The 26,121-nt window shown below is 45.0% G+C and carries 25 protein-coding genes and 1 riboswitch; of the genes, 16 read left to right on the plus strand and 9 right to left on the minus strand.

The window, feature by feature from the left end; genetic code table 11:
* Nucleotides 1-11 precede the first annotated feature (11 nt).
* On the minus strand, nt 12-1,433 hold the full coding sequence (hutW, locus tag VME0621_RS15455; protein ID WP_006075204.1) for a heme anaerobic degradation radical SAM methyltransferase ChuW/HutW: 1,422 nt from the start codon (nt 1,431-1,433) through the stop codon (nt 12-14).
* Between the two features lie 164 nt (nt 1,434-1,597).
* Here hutW and VME0621_RS15460 point away from each other — a divergent pair, with 164 nt between their 5' ends.
* From VME0621_RS15460 to VME0621_RS15485, 6 genes are all read left to right on the plus strand, one after another.
* Entirely contained in the window at nt 1,598-2,356 is a 759-nt protein-coding gene (locus VME0621_RS15460) for an energy transducer TonB (RefSeq protein ID WP_062458291.1), read from the plus strand.
* A 2-nt stretch (nt 2,357-2,358) separates the two neighbouring features.
* Entirely contained in the window at nt 2,359-3,057 is a 699-nt protein-coding gene (locus tag VME0621_RS15465; protein WP_038227150.1) for a MotA/TolQ/ExbB proton channel family protein, read from the plus strand.
* Nucleotides 3,050-3,466 (plus strand): ExbD/TolR family protein, encoded by a 417-nt coding sequence (locus tag VME0621_RS15470; RefSeq protein ID WP_006075200.1) that lies wholly within the window; start codon nt 3,050-3,052, stop codon nt 3,464-3,466. The genes VME0621_RS15465 and VME0621_RS15470 overlap by 8 nt, the downstream gene beginning before the upstream one ends.
* A 45-nt stretch (nt 3,467-3,511) precedes the next feature.
* Nucleotides 3,512-4,366 carry a heme/hemin ABC transporter substrate-binding protein gene (locus tag VME0621_RS15475; protein ID WP_038227151.1) on the plus strand — a complete coding sequence of 285 codons (855 nt, stop codon included), beginning with the start codon at nt 3,512-3,514 and terminating at the stop codon, nt 4,364-4,366.
* Between the two features lie 62 nt (nt 4,367-4,428).
* Nucleotides 4,429-5,463, plus strand: coding sequence for a FecCD family ABC transporter permease (locus tag VME0621_RS15480; protein WP_062458292.1), 1,035 nt, complete (start codon nt 4,429-4,431; stop codon nt 5,461-5,463).
* A 41-nt stretch (nt 5,464-5,504) separates the two neighbouring features.
* Nucleotides 5,505-6,296: a heme ABC transporter ATP-binding protein gene (locus tag VME0621_RS15485; protein ID WP_062458750.1), complete on the plus strand. Its 792-nt coding sequence runs from the start codon at nt 5,505-5,507 to the stop codon at nt 6,294-6,296.
* 78 nt (nt 6,297-6,374) lie between these two features.
* Here VME0621_RS15485 and VME0621_RS15490 read toward each other — a convergent pair whose 3' ends face one another.
* Nucleotides 6,375-6,836 carry a TetR/AcrR family transcriptional regulator gene (locus VME0621_RS15490; protein ID WP_038227153.1) on the minus strand — a complete coding sequence of 154 codons (462 nt, stop codon included), beginning with the start codon at nt 6,834-6,836 and terminating at the stop codon, nt 6,375-6,377.
* A 520-nt stretch (nt 6,837-7,356) separates the two neighbouring features.
* Here VME0621_RS15490 and VME0621_RS15495 point away from each other — a divergent pair.
* Complete coding sequence (locus tag VME0621_RS15495) at nt 7,357-7,656, plus strand: YfcZ/YiiS family protein (protein ID WP_006074643.1); 300 nt, start codon at nt 7,357-7,359, stop codon at nt 7,654-7,656.
* 28 nt (nt 7,657-7,684) lie between these two features.
* On the opposite strand, the gene VME0621_RS15500 is transcribed toward VME0621_RS15495, so the two are convergent.
* The gene (locus VME0621_RS15500) at nt 7,685-7,975 is read right to left on the minus strand and encodes a YnjH family protein (RefSeq protein ID WP_038227154.1); all 291 of its coding nucleotides are present in this window, start codon (nt 7,973-7,975) and stop codon (nt 7,685-7,687) included.
* Nucleotides 7,976-8,019: 44 nt separating this feature from the next.
* Between VME0621_RS15500 and VME0621_RS15505 the strand changes: the two genes are divergently transcribed.
* The 3 genes from VME0621_RS15505 (at nt 8,020) to VME0621_RS15515 (ending at nt 10,561) form a co-directional block, all read left to right on the plus strand.
* Nucleotides 8,020-8,622 (plus strand): hypothetical protein, encoded by a 603-nt coding sequence (locus tag VME0621_RS15505; protein ID WP_062458296.1) that lies wholly within the window; start codon nt 8,020-8,022, stop codon nt 8,620-8,622.
* A gap of 114 nt (nt 8,623-8,736) precedes the next feature.
* Nucleotides 8,737-8,949: a hypothetical protein gene (locus VME0621_RS15510; protein WP_038227156.1), complete on the plus strand. Its 213-nt coding sequence runs from the start codon at nt 8,737-8,739 to the stop codon at nt 8,947-8,949.
* A gap of 7 nt (nt 8,950-8,956) precedes the next feature.
* On the plus strand, nt 8,957-10,561 hold the full coding sequence (locus tag VME0621_RS15515) for an SgrR family transcriptional regulator (RefSeq protein WP_062458299.1): 1,605 nt from the start codon (nt 8,957-8,959) through the stop codon (nt 10,559-10,561).
* 35 nt (nt 10,562-10,596) lie between these two features.
* Here VME0621_RS15515 and VME0621_RS15520 read toward each other — a convergent pair whose 3' ends face one another.
* Entirely contained in the window at nt 10,597-11,496 is a 900-nt protein-coding gene (locus tag VME0621_RS15520; protein ID WP_006074638.1) for a LysR family transcriptional regulator, read from the minus strand.
* 168 nt (nt 11,497-11,664) lie between these two features.
* Between VME0621_RS15520 and VME0621_RS15525 the strand changes: the two genes are divergently transcribed.
* The 5 genes from VME0621_RS15525 (at nt 11,665) to VME0621_RS15545 (ending at nt 19,268) form a co-directional block, all read left to right on the plus strand.
* Nucleotides 11,665-13,356: an L-lactate permease gene (locus tag VME0621_RS15525; RefSeq protein WP_062458302.1), complete on the plus strand. Its 1,692-nt coding sequence runs from the start codon at nt 11,665-11,667 to the stop codon at nt 13,354-13,356.
* Nucleotides 13,357-13,508: 152 nt separating this feature from the next.
* Complete coding sequence (locus VME0621_RS15530) at nt 13,509-14,264, plus strand: (Fe-S)-binding protein (RefSeq protein WP_062458305.1); 756 nt, start codon at nt 13,509-13,511, stop codon at nt 14,262-14,264.
* Nucleotides 14,264-15,697 carry a LutB/LldF family L-lactate oxidation iron-sulfur protein gene (locus VME0621_RS15535; RefSeq protein WP_062458308.1) on the plus strand — a complete coding sequence of 478 codons (1,434 nt, stop codon included), beginning with the start codon at nt 14,264-14,266 and terminating at the stop codon, nt 15,695-15,697. The genes VME0621_RS15530 and VME0621_RS15535 overlap by 1 nt, the downstream gene beginning before the upstream one ends.
* Before the next feature lie 14 nt (nt 15,698-15,711).
* A complete protein-coding gene (locus tag VME0621_RS15540; protein WP_062458311.1) occupies nt 15,712-16,377 on the plus strand; it encodes a LutC/YkgG family protein in 666 nt (221 codons plus the stop codon).
* Nucleotides 16,378-16,394: 17 nt separating this feature from the next.
* Nucleotides 16,395-19,268, plus strand: a complete 2,874-nt coding sequence (locus VME0621_RS15545; protein ID WP_062458314.1) for an FAD-binding and (Fe-S)-binding domain-containing protein — start codon at nt 16,395-16,397, stop codon at nt 19,266-19,268.
* A 46-nt stretch (nt 19,269-19,314) separates the two neighbouring features.
* Here VME0621_RS15545 and VME0621_RS15550 read toward each other — a convergent pair whose 3' ends face one another.
* Nucleotides 19,315-20,382 carry a GGDEF domain-containing protein gene (locus VME0621_RS15550; RefSeq protein ID WP_231892960.1) on the minus strand — a complete coding sequence of 356 codons (1,068 nt, stop codon included), beginning with the start codon at nt 20,380-20,382 and terminating at the stop codon, nt 19,315-19,317.
* 468 nt (nt 20,383-20,850) lie between these two features.
* Here VME0621_RS15550 and VME0621_RS15555 point away from each other — a divergent pair, with 468 nt between their 5' ends.
* Nucleotides 20,851-21,192 carry a helix-turn-helix domain-containing protein gene (locus VME0621_RS15555; protein ID WP_062458317.1) on the plus strand — a complete coding sequence of 114 codons (342 nt, stop codon included), beginning with the start codon at nt 20,851-20,853 and terminating at the stop codon, nt 21,190-21,192.
* Nucleotides 21,193-21,303: 111 nt separating this feature from the next.
* On the opposite strand, the gene mepA is transcribed toward VME0621_RS15555, so the two are convergent.
* The 4 genes from mepA to VME0621_RS15575 form a co-directional block, all read right to left on the minus strand.
* Nucleotides 21,304-22,140, minus strand: coding sequence for a penicillin-insensitive murein endopeptidase (gene mepA / locus VME0621_RS15560; RefSeq protein WP_062458752.1), 837 nt, complete (start codon nt 22,138-22,140; stop codon nt 21,304-21,306).
* Nucleotides 22,141-22,500: 360 nt separating this feature from the next.
* Nucleotides 22,501-23,508 carry an adenosine deaminase gene (locus VME0621_RS15565; protein WP_038227164.1) on the minus strand — a complete coding sequence of 336 codons (1,008 nt, stop codon included), beginning with the start codon at nt 23,506-23,508 and terminating at the stop codon, nt 22,501-22,503.
* Between the two features lie 94 nt (nt 23,509-23,602).
* Nucleotides 23,603-23,702, minus strand: a riboswitch (purine riboswitch).
* Between the two features lie 92 nt (nt 23,703-23,794).
* On the minus strand, nt 23,795-25,192 hold the full coding sequence (locus VME0621_RS15570; RefSeq protein ID WP_062458320.1) for a glycoside hydrolase family 1 protein: 1,398 nt from the start codon (nt 25,190-25,192) through the stop codon (nt 23,795-23,797).
* Nucleotides 25,193-25,196: 4 nt separating this feature from the next.
* Entirely contained in the window at nt 25,197-26,099 is a 903-nt protein-coding gene (locus VME0621_RS15575; RefSeq protein ID WP_062458323.1) for an ROK family protein, read from the minus strand.
* Between the last annotated feature and the right edge of the window lie 22 nt (nt 26,100-26,121).

The raw sequence follows: 26,121 nt of genomic DNA on the forward strand, positions 1-26,121 counted from the left end.
ATATTTACAAGCTAGGAGGCCATCTTCGATGGATGTCCTTTACCACTTTGACCATGGCCGTGACCATGCGGATGTGTGTTCATACTTTTACGAGGGCTCAACGTATTAATCGCTTCAATGGCGCCCTGTGCGAGCGTCACAGCCCAGAAACTGCCAGCTAGAGTCAGCACCAGATAATCTTGTTCTAGCTCCACCAATCCATTTTTACTCCAAATAGCGAATAATGGTTTAAGCAGCTCGAACGTATCCTGCCCTTTGAAACTTGGTAGTGCACTGCGACGTACAACACCACTATCGAAGCCCGCTTTGAGTGCCGCATTAATGGACTCAGTCGGCCCTTGCTTCACCATCATCGCAATCGTAGAACGACCACTCTTCATTGCGTCCATATACGCATCAAGTGAGCGATGATGCATCAACCCATAGCCACCAATGTTGCCACCCGCACCGCAACCAATAGGTAATACCTCAGCATAAGTTTTCGCCAAGCTGTTATATTGACTACGTTCACGATTGTCGCGAGCCCAATGGTTAACACTCAGTTGTTTAATATGATGCTTATCCATAAAGGCAACACCACGTTCGTACATACTGGCTTTGTCCGGGGTTGTTGCCGGCGCGGGTATTCTTCCTTTCTCGACCATGTTTAGCATCGGTGCACTACCACCAACCACCAACTGATAAAGATCCGCACCATGAGCTCCCGTATCCAAAAAGTCTTGTAAGTCTTGCTCAAACACATCCAAAGTTTGGTATGGAAGTCCGTAAAGCAAGTCAATGATTATCGGAGCCTCGTCCCTCGCACTTAACGCGGCAACTCGCTCCAGCACGACTTCACGGTCATCCAATCGCTTGGCGCTTCGGCGAACTTTAGTGTCAAAGCTCTGAATTCCGAACGAAAAACGGTTGAAGCCTCCTTCAAGTGCTTTATCAAACATCTCATCGGTGAAGCGGTTGGTTCGACCTTCAAGCGTTATTTCGCAATCAGTAGACAATGGAAATGAAGAACGAATAGTTTTGCCAAGTATCTCTACCTGATCTGGCGACAAATCCGTTGGCGTTCCACCGCCGATATACACAGCGTGAAATAATCCTGATTGCGTCCACGCCAAACGTGACTTTATTTCAATCTCCTTTAATAGAGCCTCGAAATAGTCATCAACAAGCTGGCGACTCGCTGCGTTTTGAAAAAAATTACAGAATGTACACCTAACCCGACAAAACGGGATATGGATATAGAGACACCGCTTATTTGCTTTAGACACAGAAGTAGACGTGATGTTCTCAAAAATCTGAGATTGCTGCTCAGCAGCGATTGGCATCGACATTCCTCCTGCATGAGGAGATGACTTTTTATTGAATGCAAAACGGAGTGGATCCGGCGTCGATATACCAAAATGAGAATCATTTAATTGATTCAAGTCAATTTTCATAGCTAGTCTCAAAAGAGTTCAAAGCCCGTTAAACAAAGGGCTAATCCAAAACTCAAATGATCATAAATAGACTTAAATGATAATGCAATTGATAATTGATCTTATTTTCATTGTAATACATAATCTCACTTGTGAATTGATTTGAGGGATAGGCTGGAGTTGTTGTGAATATTACCCGCTATGTTGTTGCTGGCGTTGTTTCTGTTGCCTTACATATGAGCTTAATGCTGGCTCATAAAGAACAACAAGTCTTCGCAATGCCTTCTGGAAGCACTTCTCAATCTGTCTCTCTTAACTTTGTCGCTCCAAAAGCATCTCCAACAGAGAAGCCATCCGAACAGCAAAAAACAGACCCTACTCCGCAAGAAAAACCGGTAGTGAAGGAAACAGCTCCCGAAGTGGTTAAGAAAGAGGTGGTGAAAAAGAAGCCGCAACCCGTTAAGAAACCTGAACCGAAGAAAGTGGTTAAGAAGCCTCAACCTAAACCAGCTCCTAAGAAAAAGCCTGTCGAAAAGGTGGTGAAGCAGGAAAAAACCAAACCACTGAAGCCAGAGAAAACCGAACAGAAGAAAGTAGATAAAGCACCATCTAGCTCTGACAGTGCGCCTAAAGCGGTCGTAAACAGTGGTGTCAGCAGCGAACCCATTTTGGTGACTGAACCAGCGTTCCTATCAAAACCAGTGCAACCGCGCTACCCGCGTATTGCCCGTAAACGTGGCATTGAAGGTGTTGCAACGTACGAAATTTGGCTAGATGAAAAGGGTCGACAAGTAAAACAGGTGCTTATCTCCTCTTCTGGCGCGACTATCTTAGATAAATCTGCGCTCGACGCTATCAAACAATGGCAATTCTCTACACATACTGTCAACGGTGTGGCGATGGCACATCGAATTCAAATACCCGTTCGTTTTAAATTGGATTAATCATGGAACAACTGCATTATCTCGAAGAGCAACTTGGCTTGATGGCATGGCCACTTATCATCTGCTCTGCCTTAACCGCAATGATCATCATCGAGCGTCTATTTCAAATCGCAATTAGTAGCGGTGTAGGAAAGAGTGCTATTCGACAAGAGCTCAATCAAGCATCTCCGGTAAACGAAAAAGAGATCGAAGCACTGGCGAAAGATTTAGTTCAGAAACGCCCGCTTCTTTACAAAGGCGTGGCAATGCTCCTCGCACACCACTCATTTGCCAAATCACTTCGAGAAGACGCTGCTTCCATTTGGCTGCAAGATAAACGTCACCAACTCCACTCAGGACTACGCATTTTAGGATTGATCGGTGTTATCAGCCCGCTTATTGGCCTTCTTGGTACTGTGCTAGGTCTAATTGAGATGTTCAAAGGTATTGCGGCTGCCTCAGGCAACGTCACCCCGAATGATCTGGCTGACGGTCTTGGGCTGGCAATGAGAACCACTGCGGCAGGTCTCATCATTGCACTACCTGCTATCGCAGGTTCACAACTCATTGGTCTGTGGGCTGACAGAATTGTTGCCAAACTTGAGCACACTCTTAACTACGTTAACTTATGGTTAGAAGGCGTGGAAATGCAGCACTCTGATAAAGATCCACTCGTTGTAGACAATATCGATAAACTGCCAGCGAGAGCGGCACATGATTAAAGTCAGCCAAAACCACCAGCAGAGTTCGCTCTATCCTGATTTGACCCCACTTCTCGACATCATCTTCATTGTTATGGTGTTTCTGATGTTGACGGCATCTGTTCGTTTAGAGTCACTGCAAGTCGACTTACCCACTACCGAGTCCTCTGCCGTTTCTGAGGTAGATACGCAGTCCATTACGGTCAACATTCTGGCTCAAGAGCCCTATTGGGCTATAGATGGTAAACACTATATCGACTGGGAAAACTTCAAATTGGCTTTACTCGAACAATCCAGTTCAAGCAAAAGCCCAATCATTATTGGAGCAGAGAAAACGGCAGACGTTCAACATCTCGTGCAACTACTCGCTTTTATGCAAGAGAACGGTATACCAGCGACCCAACTGCTCACCGACGAACCAACAGACTAATAATGACTCAAGTTAAGAATCACACCAATTAACAAGGACTATTCAATGAACAAAACGCTTAAAAACCTGATGTTGGTTGGCGCACTTTCCACTATTCCTGCGGTTTTCTCTAGCGCAACTGCAGCAGAAAAAATCGTCAGCGCTGGCGCATCCGTAACTGAGCTGATTTACGCGCTAGATGCTCAATCTAAACTCGTGGGGGTTGATGTAACAAGTGTTACGCCAGAGGGAACCACTATTCCCAAGGTTGGCTACCATCGCGCTCTTTCTGCGGAGGGACTATTGGCACTAGAACCGACTCTGGTTATTGGTTCCGATGAGATGGGACCAAAACCAGCGCTCGACCAGCTAAGTCGTGTGGGTGTTGACGTTGAGGTGGTCGATACGTCTTCAACCATCGAAGGGCTGAATCATCGTATAGACCAGATAGCCAAGCTAACTAACAGCGAAGCAAAGGTTGGTGAACTAAAAGAAAAAGTAGCTCAGCAAGTAGAGGCACTCAACAGTAACCAGCCTAGTCAATCCAACATGAAAAAAGTGCTATTCCTTCTGATTCACGAAGGACGCCCGGCTAACGTTGCAGGTAATGGTACTACTCCAGACGCCATCATTAAGCTTGCAGGAGGTATCAATCCAGCGGCTAGCCAAATTGATTCGTACAAACCGCTATCTAATGAAGCCATGGTAGAAATGCAACCTGATGTGATTCTTGTGAGCGGTAGAAGCTACGAGAAAATGGGCGGAAGTGATGCGGTATTAAAAGCGCTCCCTCTGCTAGCCGCAACTCCAGCTGGGAAAAATGGTGACATCGTGACGATTGATGGCCATGCCCTTGTTGGTGGATTAGGTCTCAAGAGCTTGGCGGAAGCCAAACGCATTAATGAACTACTTTATCCATAATCACCATAACAGCGTGGTGTTTGCCGCCACGCTGTGACCTTTGAAAGAGATATTCAACTTTTATGTTAAGACGGTTCTCTAATACCTACGTTTTCGGCGGCTTCGCAGTTTTACTCTTCTTTTCTGCTGTTTACTCGATAACAGTTGGTCCAATGAATATTACTATTATGGACAGCGTTATTGCGCTCACTAGTCGAAGCAATACCCTAGCCCCGCATATCAATTTGATTATTCACGATATCCGATTACCTCGAACCATGCTTTGTATGTTTGTTGGAGCTATTTTAGCGGTATGTGGGACGGTCATGCAGGGTTTGTTTCGCAACCCACTTGCGGAGCCAGGTATTATAGGCGTCTCCGCCGGAGCTTCTCTTGGCGGAGCGATTGCGATTGTAGGTTTTTCAATAATCGGTGTTGAGTTTCCTCAGTTTATGGCTTTAGCTGTCGTGCCTGTTTTCGCGTTTTTTGGTGGCGCACTGACAACTCTACTCGTATACAAACTTGGCACTAGCAAATTTGGAACGTCGGTAACTATTATGTTGCTTGCTGGGGTGGCTATTAGCGCACTTTCTGGCGCTGGTATCGGTTTTCTTAACTTCGTTGCCGACGATCAAATGTTGCGCGATCTTTCCTTATGGTCAATGGGCTCATTAGCAGGAGCAACTTGGGGCAAAATTGCTTTATCAGCCGTTACACTTATCGGGTTATTTTACTTTTTCTATAAAAAAGCAATGTCGTTAAATGCTCTACTTCTTGGGGAATCAGAAGCAAAACACCTTGGTATCCCAGTTCAAAAGCTCAAACGTCAATTGATTTTGCTTACTGCTGTTGGGGTGGGTGTCACCGTGAGTGTCTCGGGCATGATTGGGTTTATCGGGCTAGTCATTCCACATCTAGGACGCATGTTGTGTGGCCCAGATCATCGCACTTTACTACCACTGTCTGCTTTGTTGGGAGCGTTACTGATGACCGCAGCTGACATGTTTGCTCGGGTTGCGGTTGCTCCAGCAGAACTACCCGTAGGGATCGTGACCGCCATTATCGGCGCCCCCTTCTTTCTCTACTTACTATTCCAGCAGAAAGGGAAAATCTTATGAGTGTTACTACGGTAGATACGATGGCAATATCACAGTCTTCAATGTTAACCAAAGAAAAATCCCCCGCCATATCTGCTAATGATGTCAGTGTCAGCTTTGGTGAGCGGGTGATTTTGGACAACGTAAGTATTGAGTTGAATTCGGGAGAAGTTACCACTTTGCTAGGCCCGAATGGTGCCGGAAAAAGCACCTTGTTAAAGCTGCTTTGTGGTGAAACAGAATCTGAGGCCGATGTCGCTTACTTTGGTCAATCAAGAAAACAATGGAACCCCAAAACTCTATCAAAGCATTTGGGCTTATTGCCTCAACACAGTACGTTATCTTTTCCTTTTCTTGCTTCGGAAGTAGTCGAACTTGGAGCCATTCCGCTTGATATGGCTAATAAGGACACCAAAAAGCTTGCTTTACATTACATGCAACAGGCCGACGTAGCACATTTGGCGAATCGCCTCTATCCTTCGCTGTCAGGTGGCGAAAAGCAGCGAGTTCACCTAGCTCGTGTTCTAACTCAATTGCATCTTTCTGGCGACAAGAAGATCCTAATGCTTGATGAACCAACATCTGCACTTGACCTTGCGCATCAACACAACACATTAGCTATCGCCCGTGAGCTAGCTGACAACCACAACACTGCGGTAGTAGTTGTTTTGCACGACTTGAATCTCGCCTCTCAGTACTCCGATAGAATCGTTATTTTACACAACGGCAAATTGGTAGCCGATGGTGCTCCAAAAAATGCCATCAATAGTGAGATGATTGAGCGAGTATATGGCTACAAAACCATTATTACTCGACATCCGCAACTTGGCTTTCCGGTCGTATTAGCAAGTTGATTAGACTGACAACTATTGGTTTTCATCAGCAATAAAAAAACCGCTTGTGAACAAGCGGTTTTTTTATGCGAGCGTTGGTTACTTTGACAACTGAATCAATGAACGACCAATCAACCATTCTAGTTCTTTATCACTGCCTTCGCCGTATTGAGACTCTACTAGTTTGTACAGCCTATCTATACCTTTCGACGCAAACTCATGCGAGTTTTCAGAAGTAACAATATGATGGAAAAGTAGCTTCAAGATCGCCAAGAATTCTGGATTCTTCAACGACTCAATCCAACTGCCAGTAAAACCAGTGATTCCTTTTTCAAATTCCAAGTGTTCCACGAACATCTTGAAAATGCGACCATCAAGCGCTGCCGTAAAGTCGGTTTTCTTTGGAAAATGGTGACTAATACCGGTTCGCGAAATACCTGTCTGTTGGCTCAAAGTGGTGTACGACATCTTGTCGTATCCTAGTCGGATGATCTGATCAACGACCGCTTCCATAATTTTCTGGATCGTAATCTCAGTATCTTCTTTACTACGCTTTGGCATCTTAAAGCTCTTCTCTTATCGTTATGTGCGTTCACTGTATGCTATACCATAATTAAAGCAGTACTCGGTATAGTTTTCTATTCATTAACGTATCGATTTGTTAAAACTCAGTTTACGGCACCTGAGGCGAATTATTAGCTAAACTCATGAACACTATGCGTTTCATTGAGAATATTATAAAAAACAAACCATTGATTAATAAGTTATAAAGTCTAACACTTCTCTGATATTGATAAACTAGTCTGTACTACATCACTAGTGCGCAAGTCTCATTTATGAGAACCCGATCACAAAGATGCACTATTACTTGCATAATAAAAAAATATTAAAAAGCAATGACTTATAGTAATTCGATATATCACTTGTCGCTTAATTAGATAAAAATAGTTAACGTTTAGAAAATTTCTGTTACAAAACCGTATATTAACGCAATGACCTAATCCTTTGATCAGGTATTTATTACTGGATACCTTATTTCCACAGATATAGAATAAACACAGATTTTGTAAGAGGTATCGTTATGTCAAATACATATGAAGAGCCAACCGTATGCGATGCATGTGGTGTAGCTGGTGAAATGGGCTTTATCATCAAAGAAGGCGACGACGTCGCCGAGGTACAGCTATTCAGTGATTCAAAAGCACAGTTAGAAGTTGAACTTCAAAAATATGTTGAGCTTGCCCAAGCGGTCTGTAAGAACGTTGAGTTTGAAGTTTCACCACTTGAAGAAAGCTCAAAAGAGCTCACAGCTCGATTCAAGTTCGAAGTCAGTGCAGAAAAACTGATCTTCGAACTGAAAACACGTTCTCTAGCTAGGTAACTAGAGCTTACGTAACATCAAGCGAGCATTATTGCTCGCTTTTTAATTGCTTCCACTTAAGTTGACCATTCATTTCAAAGTCCTGCTCCGCTACACATTGCAATACTACCCCTTCGACATTAATCACCGATCCTAACGAATACGCTTTGTCGTTGTAATAACAGACTCGCTTACCGAGTTTGGAGTCCGATAATAATACCGCAGCTCCAACATCTGCTCCTGGCGTGGTGATGGTTTTAGCCGACGAGGGCACGGCGAAAGCACACACTATCGCGGTCACAAGGCCCAGTGATTTCCATTGTTTTCTCTTAATTTCCATTGCAAACTACCTACGTCGCTCTGATTGTATGGTATCTCATTATTATGATTCGTTTTTTTGCTGTAATTACGGCAGCCTTTCTGTTCACCACCTTCTCTGTGGCACAAGATCTCGATCATTATAAGCTACTTAACCATCTTGATAATTATGGCAACCTTGACCTGAGAAATAAGCCGTATACAAAACTTCCCGACGGTCTCATCGTAAAAGGCAACCTCAATATCGCCAAGACACCTATTAGAATGCTACCCAATAATCTTGAAATCAAAGGTAGCTTAGATGCCTCAGATAGTTTAGTGGAATTCATGCCAAGAGGAACCAAAATCACAGGATACGCTAACTTTCTCGGAAGCCAGCTAAAAGCTTGGCCAGCTGGTGTTATTCCCGGTGGCTACATCAACCTCACAGATACGCCCATAGCCAAATTACCAAATGGTATGTATGTCAAAGGCGACCTAAGTGTCATCCGCACTAAATTAACTGAGCTGCCTAATGGTTTGGTCGTTGAAGGCAACCTTTATCTGGGTGGTTCGCAAATAACCACTTTTCCTGAAAAGCTCACAGTCAAAGGAAATATCTATCTAGGCGGCAACACCATTATTCAATGGCCTGGCGACTTAACCTTGGGCGGTGCTGTCGCTCGTTAATGCCTTAACTTAACCACTAATGTATAAAACCGGAACAGTGAAAAAATCTGTTCCGGTTTTTCAAATTCTACCAAGTGTAAGCTTTTACTACCGAAACGACAGAGGCTTTACACTATGACATTTTTCACTTTCGTTGCTAATTACTTTCAAGCCACCTATAAATATGAGGACAATAATAGCTTACTTGGAAAGCTGTTTTACGTCTCTCCAGCAGAGCGTGCCGAACGACTTAATGAGCTGTTTGGTACTGATGCATTTTGGGGGATATCCACATATTCAGAGCGACATAAAGACTCCATCACAGAAAAACCGGAACAACGAGACTAAATAATCAATGGCAGCAGACAGGCGTAAACTTGAGCTCTACGAAAACCTTTTTAAGCAATTAGGGCCGGGAGACCATCGCATTACTATCGGAACAATTGCGGAGTATTTTCAATGCAGCGAGCGACACGCGCGAACGCTACTTAATCAAATGGAAACCAAGCAATGGTTATCCTGGACTCCTCTTCGTGGCAGAGGAATGAAGGGCAAACTCGTCTGCCTACAAGAACCTATCGAAGCCTGCTACAAAGAGGTAGAACAAGCGACCGTAGAAGGCAACTACGATATGGCGCATAAGCTGATTGGCTTCAACAATCGCAATGTCGCTAGTGGCCTCAAGCAGTATCTAACGCACGCGACAACAGCCAGCGAAGATACCATTTTTGCTCCCTTTCATCGCAAGCTCAGTTGGCTGCACCCTCATCACACTATGGAGCGTACTGAACGTCACCTCATTCACGAGGTGTTTCAGACTCTAGTAAATTTCAGAGGAACTGAGTTAAGTGGTAACCTCGCCCACGCCTGGGAAAGCGATGATGAGAAGACTAGCTGGGTCTTTTATCTGCGTAGCGGCGTCGTCTTTCACGATCAGTCTCCAGTCACCAGCAATGAAGTAGTAGAGAGCCTAAAAGCTCTAACTCTCTCACCTTACTGGCGTGCGCTGTACGATCATATCGCTGACATTACTAGTCATGCTGCTAACCAAATCCAGATAACACTTAAGCACCCCGACCCTCATCTACCTAAGCTGCTGAGTAGAGCCGAGGCATCCATTATGCCTAAGCAATTTATCTATCGTGCAGAGAGTCATTTCAAACCGATAGGCTCAGGTCCCTTTATGGTGGATGTGAGTTCTGAGAAGCTGCTTCGCTTGAAACGCAATCCGAACTTTTGTGGTCAGTCGGCTCTGGTCGAACATATCGAACTTTGGATTCACAAGGAGTGGGCGGAAGATAAGAAATGCGCTGAAAATTTCTTCTTCCTTAGCGATGAGCAAGTCCAATACACAGCGTCAACCTCTGATATTGGCTACTTTTTCCTGCTCATCAATAACAGAGCTCTACAGAATTCGTCATTTCAGCACAGCTTGGAGAGGTTATTTAACGATCAACTAGACTCACCGATCCCCTGTGATACACATGTCGACTTTTGTTTTGAAAACAACAACGAAAACCGTTGGTTTTCACGCAAACTCATTAGTGCTCTCAAACAGCAAGACGTTACGGCAAACGGTACGCAAGTCGTCTATGGTCATCCAGCACCTAAACAAGACCTAGCCATTGGTGGCATTCGCTTAGAAGGAGATAGAACCACAAGTCTAATCGCTTTTTTTATGCTCTATCCATATTGGCAAACAAACCTAACCTGGAAACAACAAGACCACTTGAAGCACACCCTATCGGCCGCACGCTCGGAGGCAGACACATCAAAGCAAAAGCAGATTCTCGACGCGTTGCTTACCTGGTTACACAAAAACCATGTACTGACGATTATTAAGTCAGAAGATCTTTCTTTGAGTATCCCTTCTCGTATTCGAGGCGTGGAAATCAACTCCATTGGCTGGTGCGACTTTTCCAAACTGTGGATCAAACAGAGAATGATACATTCTCACTAAGTCAATACTCGCTCTTACTCAGAAATAGTGAGATATCAGAAGTAGTGAGATATCGCTAAATAACGGGTTCGGATATGTTCTATCAACAGCCTCACTTTGTTTGGCGGTTGTCGAGTAAAAGGGTAAACGGCATAGATTCCCAAACGCTTACCCACTTGGTCAGGAAAAATATCCACCAGCTGACCATTGCGTATGTCATGGTATACCAAGCAGCGCGGGACATACGCGATACCATGCCCACCTAATGCCGCCTTTCGCAGTGCAGTGGCATTATCAGTAGAAAATGAGCCTGAAACGCGCACGATATAGTTACCTTTATTTGCCTTAAACTCCCACTCTGAAGCTCCGGTGGTTTGATAAGCGTATTGCAAACAATTGTGCTGCGTAAGATCTTCAGGCTTGAGAGGTTTGCTGTTTTTCGCAATGTAGGAAGGAGAAGCACAAACTACCCACTGAGAATCCAAGATATGACGCGCTATCAGGCTTGAGTCCTCTAGATATCCTGTACGAATAACAAGATCAAACCCTCCATCCACCAAGTCTACAAATCGATTATCTAACGACATATCAACGGTGAGACCGGGGTGCATGTTACAAAATTCGGCCACAGCATCGGCTAAGATCAAATCACCGGAGATAGACGGCACGGACATTTTGATGTGACCACTAATATTCTCACCATACCCTGAAACTGATTCCATAGCCTCTTGGGTGGCTTGCTTCACATTTTTCGCACCATGAACAAGTGCTTTACCAGCCTCAGTGAGCGTTAATTTACGCGTTGTTCGATATAATAATTGGACACCCAATTCTTCTTCTAAACGCGCAATTCTTTTACTAACTACTGAATTTGTAAGGTTATTTTGCTCTGCCACTCGGCTAAAAGCACCTGTTTCTACCACCTGGTAGAACAGAATTAAGTCATCTGCTCGCATCACATTATGCCAATTTTGGAAATAATCATTTTCATTATTTCTCTATATCAACAAAAAATAAAGGGATAAATTCACCCCACCTTAACAACCCTATTACAAAAATAATAAAGACAACTTCGCCCATTCACATAGTTGGAGTGGATGAGCTAAGACAAAAGGAAGTAACCCATGTCTGAAACTCTATTAGCCCTCGTGGCATTTTCGCCTATCGTTGTCGCGGCCATCTTACTGGTCGGTCTCAATTGGCCCGCGAAAAAAGCTATGCCTGTTGCATTTGGACTTACCGTAATTATTGCCCTATTTGCTTGGGATATGTCGGTCACTCGCGTTCTCGCGTCGGTATTTCAAGGCTTTGGAATTACCGTCTCCGTACTCTGGATAGTGTTTGGTGCAATTTTCTTGCTCAACACCCTCAAACATACAGGAGCCATCACCACAATTCGTAACGGTTTCACCGACATTTCCCCCGATCGTCGAGTGCAAGCTATCATCATCGCGTGGTGCTTTGGCTCCTTCATTGAGGGCGCATCTGGGTTTGGAACCCCTGCAGCAATTGCAGCACCGCTGCTTGTCGCCATTGGCTTCCCTGCGCTAGCTGCGGTATTAATGGGTATGATGATTCAATCTACACCCGTCTCTTTTGGCGCGGTAGGTACCCCTATCATAGTCGGTGTAAACAAAGGTCTAGATACCCACAATATCACCGAGTCTTTGGTTTCTCACGGCGCTTCATGGGACATGTATTTGCAGCAAATTACGGCTAACGTTGCCATTATTCATGCCTGTGTTGGAACCCTCATGCCAGTTCTCATGGCAATGATGTTAACCCGTTTCTTTGGTAAGAATCGCAGCTGGACAGAAGGTCTAGACATCCTGCCATTTGCACTATTTGCTGGTGTTGCGTTTACTATTCCATATGCGCTTACAGGCATTCTTCTCGGCCCTGAGTTCCCATCACTCATTGGCGGGCTTGTCGGCCTAGCCATCGTCGTCAGTGCGGCAAAAAAGGGCTTCCTAGTACCGAAATCAAAATGGGATTTTGAAAGCGAAGATAAATGGCCAACTGAGTGGCTAGGTTCATTGAAAATGGATCTTTCCGAATCAAACGGAAAGCCAATGTCAATGGCCGTCGCTTGGCTACCTTATGTGCTATTAGCCGTCATCTTGGTGGCGAGCCGAGTCAGCTCTGAGTTTAAAGGCTTCCTGACCAGAGTGAGTCTATCGTTCAGCAATATTCTCGGAGAGACTGGTATTAGCACCGCTATTCAACCTCTATATTTACCGGGCGGAATCCTAGTGTTCGTTGCCTTGTTGGCAGTCATTATTCAATCACGCAGTGCGAAACCACTGGCCACCGCTTTTGGTGAATCGAGCAAAACGCTTATAGGAGCTGGCTTTGTTCTTGTGTTTACCATCCCGATGGTTCGTATCTTCATTAACTCTGGGGTAAACGGTGCCGATCTAGCGAGCATGCCTGTGACCACGGCTAACTTAGCCTCTGCCATGGTTGGCGAAGCTTTTCCTGCGCTAAGTGCCACAATCGGTGCTTTAGGAGCATTCATTGCGGGCTCAAATACGGTGTCTAACATGATGTTCAGCCAGTTCCAGTTCGAAGTTGCACAGACTCTTACTATTTCAACCACTGCTGTGATTGCATTGCAAGCGGTAGGAGCAGCAGCCGGTAATATGATCGCTATTCATAACGTCGTCGCTGCCTCTGCTACCGTAGGACTACTGGGACGTGAAGGCCTAACGTTGCGTAGGACGGTTATACCCACATTCTATTACTTAGTCGTTACCGGTCTCATTGGATTGGCTCTGGTTTACGGCTTCCATTTCACCGATGCCTTGATGAACTGATTTAGGTTCAATTAACCACGCACTTACCTCGTTTTTTGAGTGAAGTTGTGAATTATCTCAAGAAGGTAAGTGCGCTTATTTTTCAGAATGTTACATCTAGTCTATATAAGAATATAAACCCATAAAAATGGGTCTGGTGCTGGAGCAAAGCAATGCGAATCTATCCCTCAAAACCGAGCAAAGTTTATTTTTATGCCACTTGCCTCGTCGATGTATTTGACCCTGAAGCGGGTCTTGATGCGATGACATTGCTGAAGCAACAAGGTATCGATGTAGAGTTTGTTGAAAAACAAACGTGCTGCGGCCAGCCAGCCTATACCTCAGGTTATGAAAATGAAGCTAAGCAAGTCGCGCAAAGCCAAATGGACCTGTTCTCAGAAGAGATTCCTGTGATCGTATTATCCGGTTCCTGTGGAGGAATGATGCACCATCATTATCGTCGATTATTCAAAGGCGATAAGAACCAAGCTCAAGTGGATAGCTTTTGTGACCGCGTCTTTGAACTCACTGAATTCTTGGTAAATGTTTGCCGTGTGAGGCTAGATGATAAAGGTCAACCAACGAGTGTTGTCATGCATACTTCTTGCGCTGCTAGGCGAGAAATGAACGTCCACGTTACCGCCACAGACTTGCTCAGCCAACTGTCCAATGTCGAACTGAGAATGCAAGATTACGAGAGTGAGTGTTGCGGCTTTGGTGGCAGCTTTTCGGTCAGACATCCAAATATTTCCCAAGCGATGGTTGAAGACAAGACTCGACACATAGAAGCAACAGCATCAGATACTTTAGTCAGTGCTGACTGGGGTTGCTTACTCAACATTAACGGCGCTTTTGAATATCAAGGCAAGGCCATCAAAGGCCGCCATTTAGCCTCATTCTTGCTAGAACGAACCCAAGGAGAATCATAATGAGCCAGACTCCTGAACAGTTTCACGCCCTAGCAAAAGATGCTTTAGCCGATAAGCAGCTTAGAGCTAATTTTCGTGGCGCAATGGATTACCTGCGCGATAAACGTAAAACAGCCTTCTCTGATTTGGATGAAGAGAAGCAGACCCGCGACCTGGCCGAAGCCATTCGTCAGCGCTGTCTTAGTAAGTTACCGGAGCTGCTCGAACAACTGGAATTCAACTGTTATCGAAACGGTATCCAAGTCCATTGGGCAGAAAATCCAGAGCAAGCTAATGCGATTATCGCCTCTATTGCTTCCGAGCATGACGCCAAAAGCATCATCAAAGGTAAGTCTATGGTCAGTGAAGAGATTGAGATGAACCATGAGATGGCAAAACTGGGTATCGAATGTCTTGAAAGCGACATGGGCGAGTACATAGTGCAACTTGATGGTGACAAACCATCGCACATCATCATGCCGGCTATCCACAAGAATAAGCAAGAAGTCAGTGACACATTCGAAGCAAATCTTGAGGGGTTTAGTCCTACCACCGACGTTGATAGCTTGATTCAGACCGGACGTACTCGCTTGAGACAAAAGTTCTTTGAAGCCGACATCGGCTTATCGGGCGTGAACTTTGCCGTAGCTGAAACGGGAACGCTGTGTTTGGTAGAAAATGAAGGCAATGGCAGGATGTCTACCACAGTACCTAACGTCCACATCGCGATTACCGGTATCGAAAAAGTCGTTGAATACCTCGCAGACGTGCCGCCTTTGTATAGCGCGTTGACTCGTTCTGCCACTGGGCAGGCAATTACGACCTACTTCAATATGATCAGCTCTCCTCGTAAAGCAGGAGAGAAAGACGGACCTCAAGAAGTCCACTTAATTCTGCTCGACAACGGCCGTAGCCAAGCCTTCCAAGACGAAGAGCTACGCAAAACGTTGCAATGTATTCGCTGTGGAGCATGCATGAATCACTGCCCTGTTTATACCAAGATTGGTGGCCACGCCTATGGCACCGTTTATCCTGGCCCAATTGGCAAGATCATTTCTCCTCACCTATTGGGAATCGATAAAACTAAAGATCTCGTGACGGCTTCAAGTCTATGTGGTGCGTGTGGTGAAGTGTGTCCAGTACGCATCCCTATTCCAGAAATGCTGTTGCGCCTGCGTAAAGAAGCGAAGAACAAAGCGAGTAAAGATAACCTAGAACTCAACGGACAGAACGCAGCACACAGCAAAATGGAGTCTGCGGCGATGAAAGGGTTTGCTTTAGCCGCAAGTTCATCCCATCTCTACCATGCAGGGACATTTATGGCGACAAAAATGCAGAGCTTAATTCCAAATAAACTGGGTGCCTGGACACAATGTCGAACCAGCCCTAAACCAGCTAAGAGAACACTGCATCAAATTATGGTTGAGAAAAATAAGACCGAGCCTAAGAAGTAACAGAGGAGATGAGCATGAATACAAGACTTGCGAAAGATAACATTCTTGGGCGTCTAAAACAGGCAAAGCGAACCCCCAAAACAGCCGAAGAGATGGCGTTTTTTCCTTGGGGTAGTCACCCAGATATTACGGCAGATGATAAAGCCCAACGCTTCTTTGACATGATGACAGCAAACCACGCCGATGTTCGAGTCACGACAAGAGCGGACTTAAGCCCTACTTTACAATCCGTTATGGAGCAATATCAATTTCAGAACATCGCAATTGGCACGGCTGGTGAATACATCAACGATTTTGAAGTCGCCACCAGCACACGAAACGTTACCACATTCAATAAAGAAATTGAGCAATGGAAATCTGAACTGTTTAACGATATTGATGTAGGTATCACACACACCCTTGGAGGTATCGCTGATACTGGTGCTTTGATACTTTGGCCTACAGAGCATGAGCCTAGAACACTATCGCTAGTGCCTCCGAGCCACATTGCTGTCGTTAAGAAATCAGCATTGTATGGTCATTTCTTGCAGGTGATGCAAGAGAACAACTGGAATCATTACATGCCGACAAACGCGCTATTAATATCTGGCCCTTCGAAAACTGCAGATATTCAACAAACGCTCGCCTATGGCGCACACGGACCAAGCCAGCTGATCGTGTTACTGCTGGAAGACGAATAAGAATAAAGGACACTGGAATGAGCCATGTAGACGCTAAGACACAACAAGAACTCAATAGCAAAGAACAACGCTACTCAGTAGTAAAACAGCAACTCGCCACCAAAATTGATAGCGAACGCATCATCACAGACGATGCACAACGTCTGGCTTATGGTACCGATGCCAGTTTCTATCGACTCATTCCTCAGATCGTTCTAAGACTCAAAGATCTCGAAGAGGTGGTGTTTGCTATCCAATGCTGCAAAGAACATAACGTCCCTTTCACGTTTCGTGCGGCAGGGACTAGCCTTTCAGGGCAAGCGGTATCAGACTCCGTATTGATTGCTCTTACTGACGACTGGCGCGGTTATACCATTATCAATGATGGCGCACAAATAAAACTGCAACCTGGTGTCATTGGCGCTGATGCGAATAAATATCTACTGCCTTTCCAACGAAAAATCGGGCCAGATCCAGCGTCGATCAATACCTGTAAAATCGGCGGAATTGCAGCTAATAATGCCAGCGGCATGTGTTGTGGTACGGCACAAAACTCATATCGTACTGTTGAGAGCATGAAATTAGTGTTCGCAGATGGCTCAATTTTGGATACGGGGAGTCAACAAAGTATTGAGAGTTTTATACAGACCAACCCGAGTTTGATTGAAGGACTCAAAACATTAGCCGAAGAAACGCAAGCCAATAACGAACTGGCTAGTAAAATTGCCCACAAGTACCGATTAAAAAACACCACTGGATACGCTTTAAACGCACTCGTCGATTATTCTGATCCTATCGAAGTCCTTGAGCACCTTATGATTGGTTCAGAAGGTACATTAGGTTTCATTGCTGAAATTACTTACAACACTGTTGTAGAACATGAGTTCAAAGCCTCTACTTTGCTGGTCTTCTCTAACATTGAAGAAGCAAGCCAAGCAGTGACAACGCTATCGAGTACCCCAGTCGCTGCCGTGGAGATGATGGATGGTAGAGCACTGCGTTCGGTAGCCGACAAACCTGGTATGCCAAGCTTTATTCAGCAACTCGACCTAGAAGCAACCGCTCTGCTTATCGAAGTCCACGCCTCAGATAAAACCACACTAGATGCTCACACCACAAAAGTAATGGCATCACTTTCGGATTACACCATTACTGAGTCGGTGCCATTTACCCTTGACCCGAATACTGTCGCAACGCTCTGGGGTATTCGCAAAGGCATGTTCCCTGCTGTTGGTGCCGTGCGCGAAGTGGGTACCACCGTCATTATTGAAGACGTGGCATTCCCAGTAGAAAATTTAGCCGCAGGAGTTCGAGATCTACAGCAACTGTTTGACAAATATCAGTACGATGAAGCCATCATCTTTGGCCATGCGCTTGAAGGCAACTTGCACTTTGTCTTCACTCAGGGGTTCGATAGCCAATCAGAAATCGAACGCTACGGTGGTTTTATGGATGATGTGGCTGATTTAGTCGCAGTCAAGTATCAAGGTTCATTAAAAGCCGAGCACGGTACAGGGCGAAACATGGCGCCTTACGTCGAGCTTGAATGGGGACAAGAAGGCTATGCCTTAATGCAGCGCATCAAGACCTTGTTCGATCCTCAAGGATTATTGAATCCGGGCGTAATCATCAATGACAACCCGCATTCGCACATCGAAAATCTCAAACCTATGCCCGCGGCCGACGATATTGTTGATCGTTGCATCGAGTGTGGCTTCTGCGAACCCGTATGCCCGTCACGTACCCTCACCCTTTCTCCTAGACAACGTATTGTCCTATTCCGTGAGCTGCAACGTCGCCGAGCCAATGGCGAATCGACTCAAGCTAGTGAGCTAGAAAAAGTATTTGAGTACCAAGGCCTGGATACCTGTGCAGCAACTGGTTTATGTGCTGATCGCTGTCCTGTGGGTATCAATACAGGGGAGCTAGTGAAGAAACTACGTGCTCCTAAATATGAGAAGTTTCGACCCATTGCAAAATGGACAGCTGCTCACTTTAGTGCGACAACCACTATCGCTAGATTTGGCCTTAAAAGCGGTCACGTCGCCTCTAATCTCCTTGGGGCGCAGCGAGTCGCGAACATCGCCAAAGGAATGCGCTCAATCACTAAAGACGCCACACCTGCATGGCTCGCCGAGACACCAAACGGAAGTCACTTCGATCTTGAAAAAGCGCTCGATGACAAGCCTGCTTCAAATTCAACATTAAAGAAAGTCGTATATCTCCCATCGTGCGCAAGTCGCAATATGCAAACTCAACCCGCAGCAAAGGATCAACGCTCGCTAGAGGAGGTGACGCTGTCACTTATTTCAAAGGCTGGATTTGAATTGGTTACGCCTAAAAAGCTGAGTGACCAATGTTGTGGTATGCCCTACGACAGTAAAGGCATGGTGGATATAGCAAAACAAAAGAGTCTTCAACTTGAAGACGCGTTATGGGAAGCCAGCGAAAACGGTACATACCCTATTCTCATGGACACCAGTCCATGCGCAAAACGCAGTATTGAGCAATTCACCAAACCTATGACTATTGTTGAGCCAGTCAAGTTTACCCACGATTATTTGTTAGATACTTTGGCATTGGCACCGTTAGACGAAACTGTGATGCTTCATGTTACCTGCAGTTCTAGACGTATGGGTTTAGAGCAATCAATGTTAAATCTCGCTAAGGCTTGTGCCAGCGATGTGGTGTTACCCGAACACATTCAATGCTGTGGCTGGGCAGGAGACAAAGGGTTTACCACTCCAGAGCTTAATGAAGCAGCGGTTGCTCCGCTTAAGCAGCAAGTTCCAAGTGGATGCACACGAGGCTTTAGCAACAGTATTACTTGTGAAATTGGCCTGTCTCATCACAGCGGTATTCCTTATCAATCCATCCTCTATTTGGTGGATGAAGTTGCCCAAACTAAATAGCAAAACGCCCCTCACTAATGAGGGGCGTTTTTTAAATTATATTCCACTACGCATAGCGCATGTCCAAAGACGTCAAAGTGCATGAGCACACCTTGTTTCGCCCGGACTCTTTAGCTTCATAAAGCGCTTTATCTGCTCGCCCAACCAATGAGTCCCAAGATTCATCATCAACTAGCTGAGCAACACCAAAACTGCAACTAATGGAAAAATCTTCACCCTTGATGCTTCCGTACTGTTCCACTCGACTGCGCAACTGTTCAGCTAATGCACGCGCTTGATGCAAATCCATATCGTAAAGCACCACCATAATTTCATCCCCACCAAAACGAAACGTTGTATTGCTGCCGTTTAATGAATCTTGAATAATGTCTGACACTTTGCGAATCACTTTGTCCCCAGCGATATGCCCGTATCTGTCATTGATCATCTTGAAGAAATCAATATCAAGCATAATGACACTCACGTTGGTTCCCTGAGCAAGCTGCTTTGGTAAGTCTTCTTCAATGTAAACTTCAAGAGCTCGCCTATTACCAAGCTGAGTTAAGGGGTCAAAATAAGAAAGCGCGTTAATAGCACTCACTTGTCTACCGTTGATCATCCACAGCATACTGAAGCTAATAGAAACGATGAGAAAAATACTAAGTAAGAAAGCCATCGAGTGTACAAACCCAGCGTCCATAAACTGAGCGATCGCCTCCCCCGAAATGGCGTAGTAACTTCGATAAACCATGAAGCTGCCATACAGCACAAACGTCAACACCATGGTTCTTACTGCGAGAGGTAAGTCTTGTTGCTTTCCTACTGACATAACCCTCGCCGACACTAAAGTAACCAAAGCTAAATAGCTCGTTATAGCCACAATTCGGTTCTCAATTGACGCTTGGTAATAGGTAAAATAAACAAAAGACAAAAACACCAAGGGAATCATCGTCATACACCAATACGAGTATTGCAGCTTAGCTTGTCTAAACTCACATAGACTGTGCAGTATCATTTGAAATGCACAGGCAATCAGCATGTTAGCCGTAATGACTGTCAGAAACTCTGGCAAAAGACCACGAAAGCTTATCAAAAGCGGTCCCGTCCCCATCACCAACAAAGCCAATGAAAACATGGTCAAACCCGCAACCTTTTGCTGTGAACGCTGATAGAGCAGGAGCCCGATACAGTAGACACAACTAAAAAGTATAATGATAAAATTAAGCGTTCTCATATCGAGAGAAAACGCATCCATAACCACCGCCCGAATTACCATCCCTTATCAATCAACATCAATTCATTCACCAAACAAATTGAATATACTCAGGGATACTAGAATAAATAGTCCAGTTTTGTCTGCGACTGGTAAGAAATGAGACCCACCTCACTAATAAATATGTCATTAGATTGATCGAATTATTGCTTCGACTTTTGATACGGCATCCACTTTCTGGCGAAATTGCAGAATCCTTTCACTATTCGCACGCAGTATTTACTTGGCTTGCACATTATTGACAACCGTTTTAGGCATCTCAGGTTGAATAGGCGGCAATTAAATGAAGAGGGAACATACCTTCTCGGCATTGCAGGGGTTAAACAAATAATGAATTTTACGCAACAGGATACCGAAGCGCTTTATCGGGTCTGGATGTCTCAAAAGGCAAAGATGCACATCACGCAAATGGAAGTGGCTAAACGTTTGAATTTGAGTCAACTTGAACTATCCAACCGCCTTAATGGAAATGTGCCACTAGATACCACTTTTATAGAGCGATTTTGTAAACTTCTACACATTGATCCGACGTACCACCTGCCATCGCTTCGCGGCTCAGTCGAGACTGCGTCTAGCACTGATCGCCTTTTCAATACTCGCCTTACCGTAGATGGCGACATTACCAACATTCGTGTCGATGGAAATCAAGTAACGATAGAGTACCGTATCTAATTGTTATTTAAATGTTTCCAACGCACTAATGTCCAGCCGTCTTCTGGCTGGAACAAGCACCGAAGGGGATCACTCCCCTTCAACCTGCTTAGTTAGAAACCTGACTCTGCATTATGGCTCACTAAGCAGCGCAACACATTCGTTATATTTGGGTGGAGGAGTTTTCTTTTTCTTCACTACCACTTTCTCGGGCTTCGAAGCTTTTTTCGCGGGAATATACGGTTTCCACGAAGCGAGTTCTGCACCACAGCCATCTCCAAGTGGAGGCGCATTTTGCGCTACGCATTGCTCATCCCCTTCCGGACAATGCAACCTTACATGAAAATGATAATAGTGTCCCCACCATGGCCGCACCTTTCGCAGCCAGTCTCGTTCTTTCCATGATACTTCACACAACTGCTTTTTAATCAGTGGGTGAACGAAAATCCTCGCGACACGATCGTCAACCGCCGCAACCTGAATCAATAGTGAGTGATTACTGGTCCATTTATCCTTTTTGAAACGATACTTGTCGATGTCGACCACCGGATAGGGTTCTGGGTCTTGCAATTCTTGCTTTGAAAGTGGCTCATTGGGTAGTCGCAACCAGATATCGGCGTCCAGCCCAGTTTGATGACTGGCATGTCCTGATGTGAATCGCCCCCCTCGTGGCATGGCAATATCACCCACCAGAAGTTGCCCCATGCCCAGCCGATCGACCTTGCTAGCTAGATCGGTTAGGTAGCGGATCATATCTTGATGCCCGTAATAACGGTTACGCTGAGCACGAATGACCTGATATCCAGTGCCATCTAGAGAGAGCTCTTCTCCCCCAGCTAAACATCCGTTGGCGTAGCTGCCAATTGATGAGGAAGCGCCTTTACTAGGAACCGTAATTTCATCCCAAGAACGGTCAAGCGCATAACTGCTGATTGGTATTAGTAACGACAGCAACAGTCCATATTTCATCATCATGTTCCCCTGCATTCCATATGAAACTAGAACAGACCACTAAAAGCATAGTGTGAACCCGATACGATTGCCTGCTCACATTCGAGAATAAAGTAAATGAGAGAAAAGACTTGGCTCGTGATCTCAATCCGAGTAGTGGAGCGAATTTGATATACAGAAGTTGAAATGTTTCACAAATGTAAAGAAAAACAGCATTATTGTGCTAGTTATTATTGAAGCCAAAAGAGTAACGCGCTAAAAATAAGGAACTCAATTACCCTAATGACAATTGAGTAACTGTATAAGTCGTCATTCCTTTTTTGAGGCTGCCACCTTTTTCGGGAGTGACGACTTTGCTTTTCCTACCGATTAATCCCTTTAACTAAAACGTGCCACATAATCAGCAACTCTGCTGCGATACTCTCGCTTCGTTGACTCATCAATAAAACTTGCGTCAATGGCGTTAATTGTCAATTGCGCCAGTTCTTGGTGGGTCATATCGTGCGCTTCACTTACCGCTTTGAAATTGTCTGTCATATAACCACCAAAATAAGCTGGGTCGTCTGAGTTAATAGTAACCGCGACACCTTTGCGAAGTAGGCTCACAATATTGTGCTGCGACATATCATCAAATACACACAGCTTGATATTTGATAGTGGGCAGACGGTTAACGGCATTTTCGTCTCAATAAGACGCGCAACGAGTTCGTCACTTTCCACACAGCGAACACCATGGTCAACCCGGCTTACGCCTAATAGTTCTATAGCATCAACGATGTTCTGAGCTGGCCCCTCTTCTCCAGCATGAGCAACAGTCAAAAAGCCATGTTCTTTAGCCATTTTAAACACACGCGCGAACTTCTCTGGTGGATGGCCTTGCTCAGACGAGTCTAACCCCACCCCTACAATCAGCTCTTTGTGTGGCAAAGCTTGTTTGAGCGTCTTGATGGCAGAGTCTTCAGAAAGATGTCTTAAAAAGCACATAATGATTTGTGAGGTAATACCCAGCGTCGTTTCACCGTCTTGCAGTGCACGGTGAATACCTTTAATCACAGTCTCAAAGGCTATCCCTCTCTCTGTATGTGTTTGAGGGTCAAAGAAGATCTCGGTATGAATAACATTATCTACTTTACAGCGCTCCAAATAGGACCATGTTAAGTCGTAAAAATCTTGCTCGGTAATAAGAGCATTCGCACCTTGATAATAGATATCAAGAAACGACTGCAAATCTTCAAAGTCGTAGGCGGTTCGCAGCGCCTCAGGTGATGAGTAAGGGAGTGAAATGCCGTTTCTTTGTGCCAGTTTAAATAGAAGCTCTGGCTCTAATGACCCTTCGATATGGAGGTGCAACTCTACTTTGGGAAGATCTTGAATAAATGCGTTCATATTCCACCTATTATGATTGTTGTGGGTGCACTTACTCTAAGTATAGGAATAGTTTGAGGTAATTTTCGAACGCCAATACAAAGAGCAAGACACTAATGTGATCTTGACTCTTCGTAATCAGCACTTTGCGGGAGCTGGTAGAGACCCCCAAACCATATCATTGGGGCTATACGAAGCAAACGATTGGTATTGTACACGACCGTCATTTACGTTCAATAGTCGCGACGGACAAACAAAAACGGTGTCACATTGGACACCGTTTTTCATCAACTTGCTACCAATGAGCTTAGTCTTCAAAGCTGCCTGTTGTCGCGAGTTCTTTGAACCACAAACCGTGTTTTTTCGGAATTCGATCACCTGTTTCCAAATCCAAACGATAGAAGCCATATCGACGCTTAAACGAGTTCAACCAAGACCAGTTATCAATGAATGTCCACTGATGAACACCAAAGCAGTTTGAACCTTCTTGGATCGCTCTGTGCAGCTGAACTAAGTGCTCTTTCATCAACCCTGTGCGGAATGAATCGTCAATCAGTCCATCCTCACCCGGTTCACCTTCTGACTCGACGTCCATAGCAATGCCGATTTCAGCTAAATACCATGGCATATTACCGTAGTTTTCCTGAACATTTTTAGCAATATCATAAACGGCAGTTGGTAAAATCTCGTTATTATCACGATAAGGATTGAATCGGCCTTCTGGATTCACATAGTTCTCAAAATAAACTTCTGGCGTAAAGTAATCCAAGTCATAGCTCGCTTCACGTGCTTTCACGCGACGTGGAACGTAGTAGTTCACACCTAAGAACTCAACTTTTGCTGACGTGATCTGTTCTATCTCTTCCGGCGTCGTTTCCGGTGTGACGCCCTGTTCCGCCAGAACTTCACAAAGCTCTTTCGGAATCTCATTTTTAACCATAGGGTCAAGGAAACTGCGGTTAAACAGTAGGTCGGCATACCATGCCGCTTTCTTGTCTTCTTCGCTGTCATTGCGCGTATAGGACGGCGTCAGGTTAAGCACGATACCAATCTTTGAGTTCTCAAGCTCCAGCGCATTGAAGCGATGAACTGCTTTTGCATGAGCAAGAATGATATTAAACGCGACTTGCACCGCCAACTTGCCATCTTTCTTACATGGATAATGGAAGTCATACAGATAGCCGCCTTCTACCGGAACAATAGGCTCATTAAACGTGATCCAGTACTTCACTTTATGACCGAACAGTTTGAACGCTGTCTCGGCATAATCGGCAAACATATCGACCACTTTTTTCGATTCAAAACCACCGAATTTCTCTTGCAGCTCAGCAGGCATATCGAAGTGATATAGGTTCATCATTGGCTCGATGCCATTCGCGATCATTTCATCTATGTAGTTGTTATAAAATGCCACTGCGTCCTGACACACTTCGCCCGTTTCATAATCTTTGATCAGCCGAGACCACTGAATAGAAGTTCGGAACGAGTTAAAACCAACCTTCTTCATGTTCTGAACATCTTCTTGGTATCTGTGATACGTATCCGTCACCGTCTCTGAGCTAATTCCACGGTAAAAACGCTCAGGGCTCTTTTGATGCCAAAGATCCCAAATAGAGTCGTTTGCTTTATTGGTAGAGCCTTCTGTCTGAATGCCAGACGCAGCTGCGCCCCACATAAAGTTCTGTGGAAAAGTGTACTTAGTCATGTTGCTAACCTTGTGTATTCAAAAAATGTTTCAATGCCCCAATCAAATTGGCATCGTTGCCAAATTGGGTCAATTTTGGATTTGGACGGACTTTCGCTATAGGGTGTTGCGCCAATATGGCATCCAGCTTTTGATTAAGCTTGTCGATCAAACCCGAACTACGACTGATAGCACCGCCTAAAAGGATGTATTGCGGATCTACTGAGTATTGGACATTGATAAGTACGGTTGCCAAGTCAAAATACCATTGCTCAACGGCAGCGATAACTGCCTCATCACCTTGTTCGTAAAGCTCAAAAACTTTAAGGCCATCTAACTCTTTTGGTGATATCTCTTTAGCGCGAGCGGTTTGTTCAATGATGCCCCGCGTTGAGGCCAAATCAGAGTATGTTAATGGTTTCCCTTGTTCAAAACGCAAAATGCTATAGCCGAACTCTCCACCATGAAGATGATGTCCTTTTAGGATATGACCTGATTTGACAATGGCGCCGCCGACACCAGAGCCTAGTACCAATAAACAAAAGTCGTTTGACTCACTGGCTGCGCCTAACCAATCTTCTGCTAGTGCAGCGCAACAACCATCATTCTCAAGCTCTGTCGGTAGCCCAAAGCGTTCTTGGTATAGCGACTTAACATCAAAACCATGGATGTAATCAAGTGCACTTGAGCCTTCGATCACGCCCGTTTCAACGTTCACAGCACCACAAGTGCTGACAGCTATACCTGCTATCGCGTAATCTTGTTTCAGCTGTTGCAACTTCGGAGCTAAAGAGTCCAGCCAAACGTCATAAGACGCCACTCGACTTGGCAAAGAGAAGCGTTCGAAAATCTTTGCTTCTTGATTCATCACCGCACACTTTACCGATGTGCCTCCAAAGTCTAAGACCAGATAATAGCGTTCTGTCATCAACGAATTCTTCCTATCAAAG

This window comes from Vibrio mediterranei, assembly GCF_900088415.1.
Classification (GTDB): Bacteria; Pseudomonadota; Gammaproteobacteria; order Enterobacterales; family Vibrionaceae; genus Vibrio; species Vibrio mediterranei.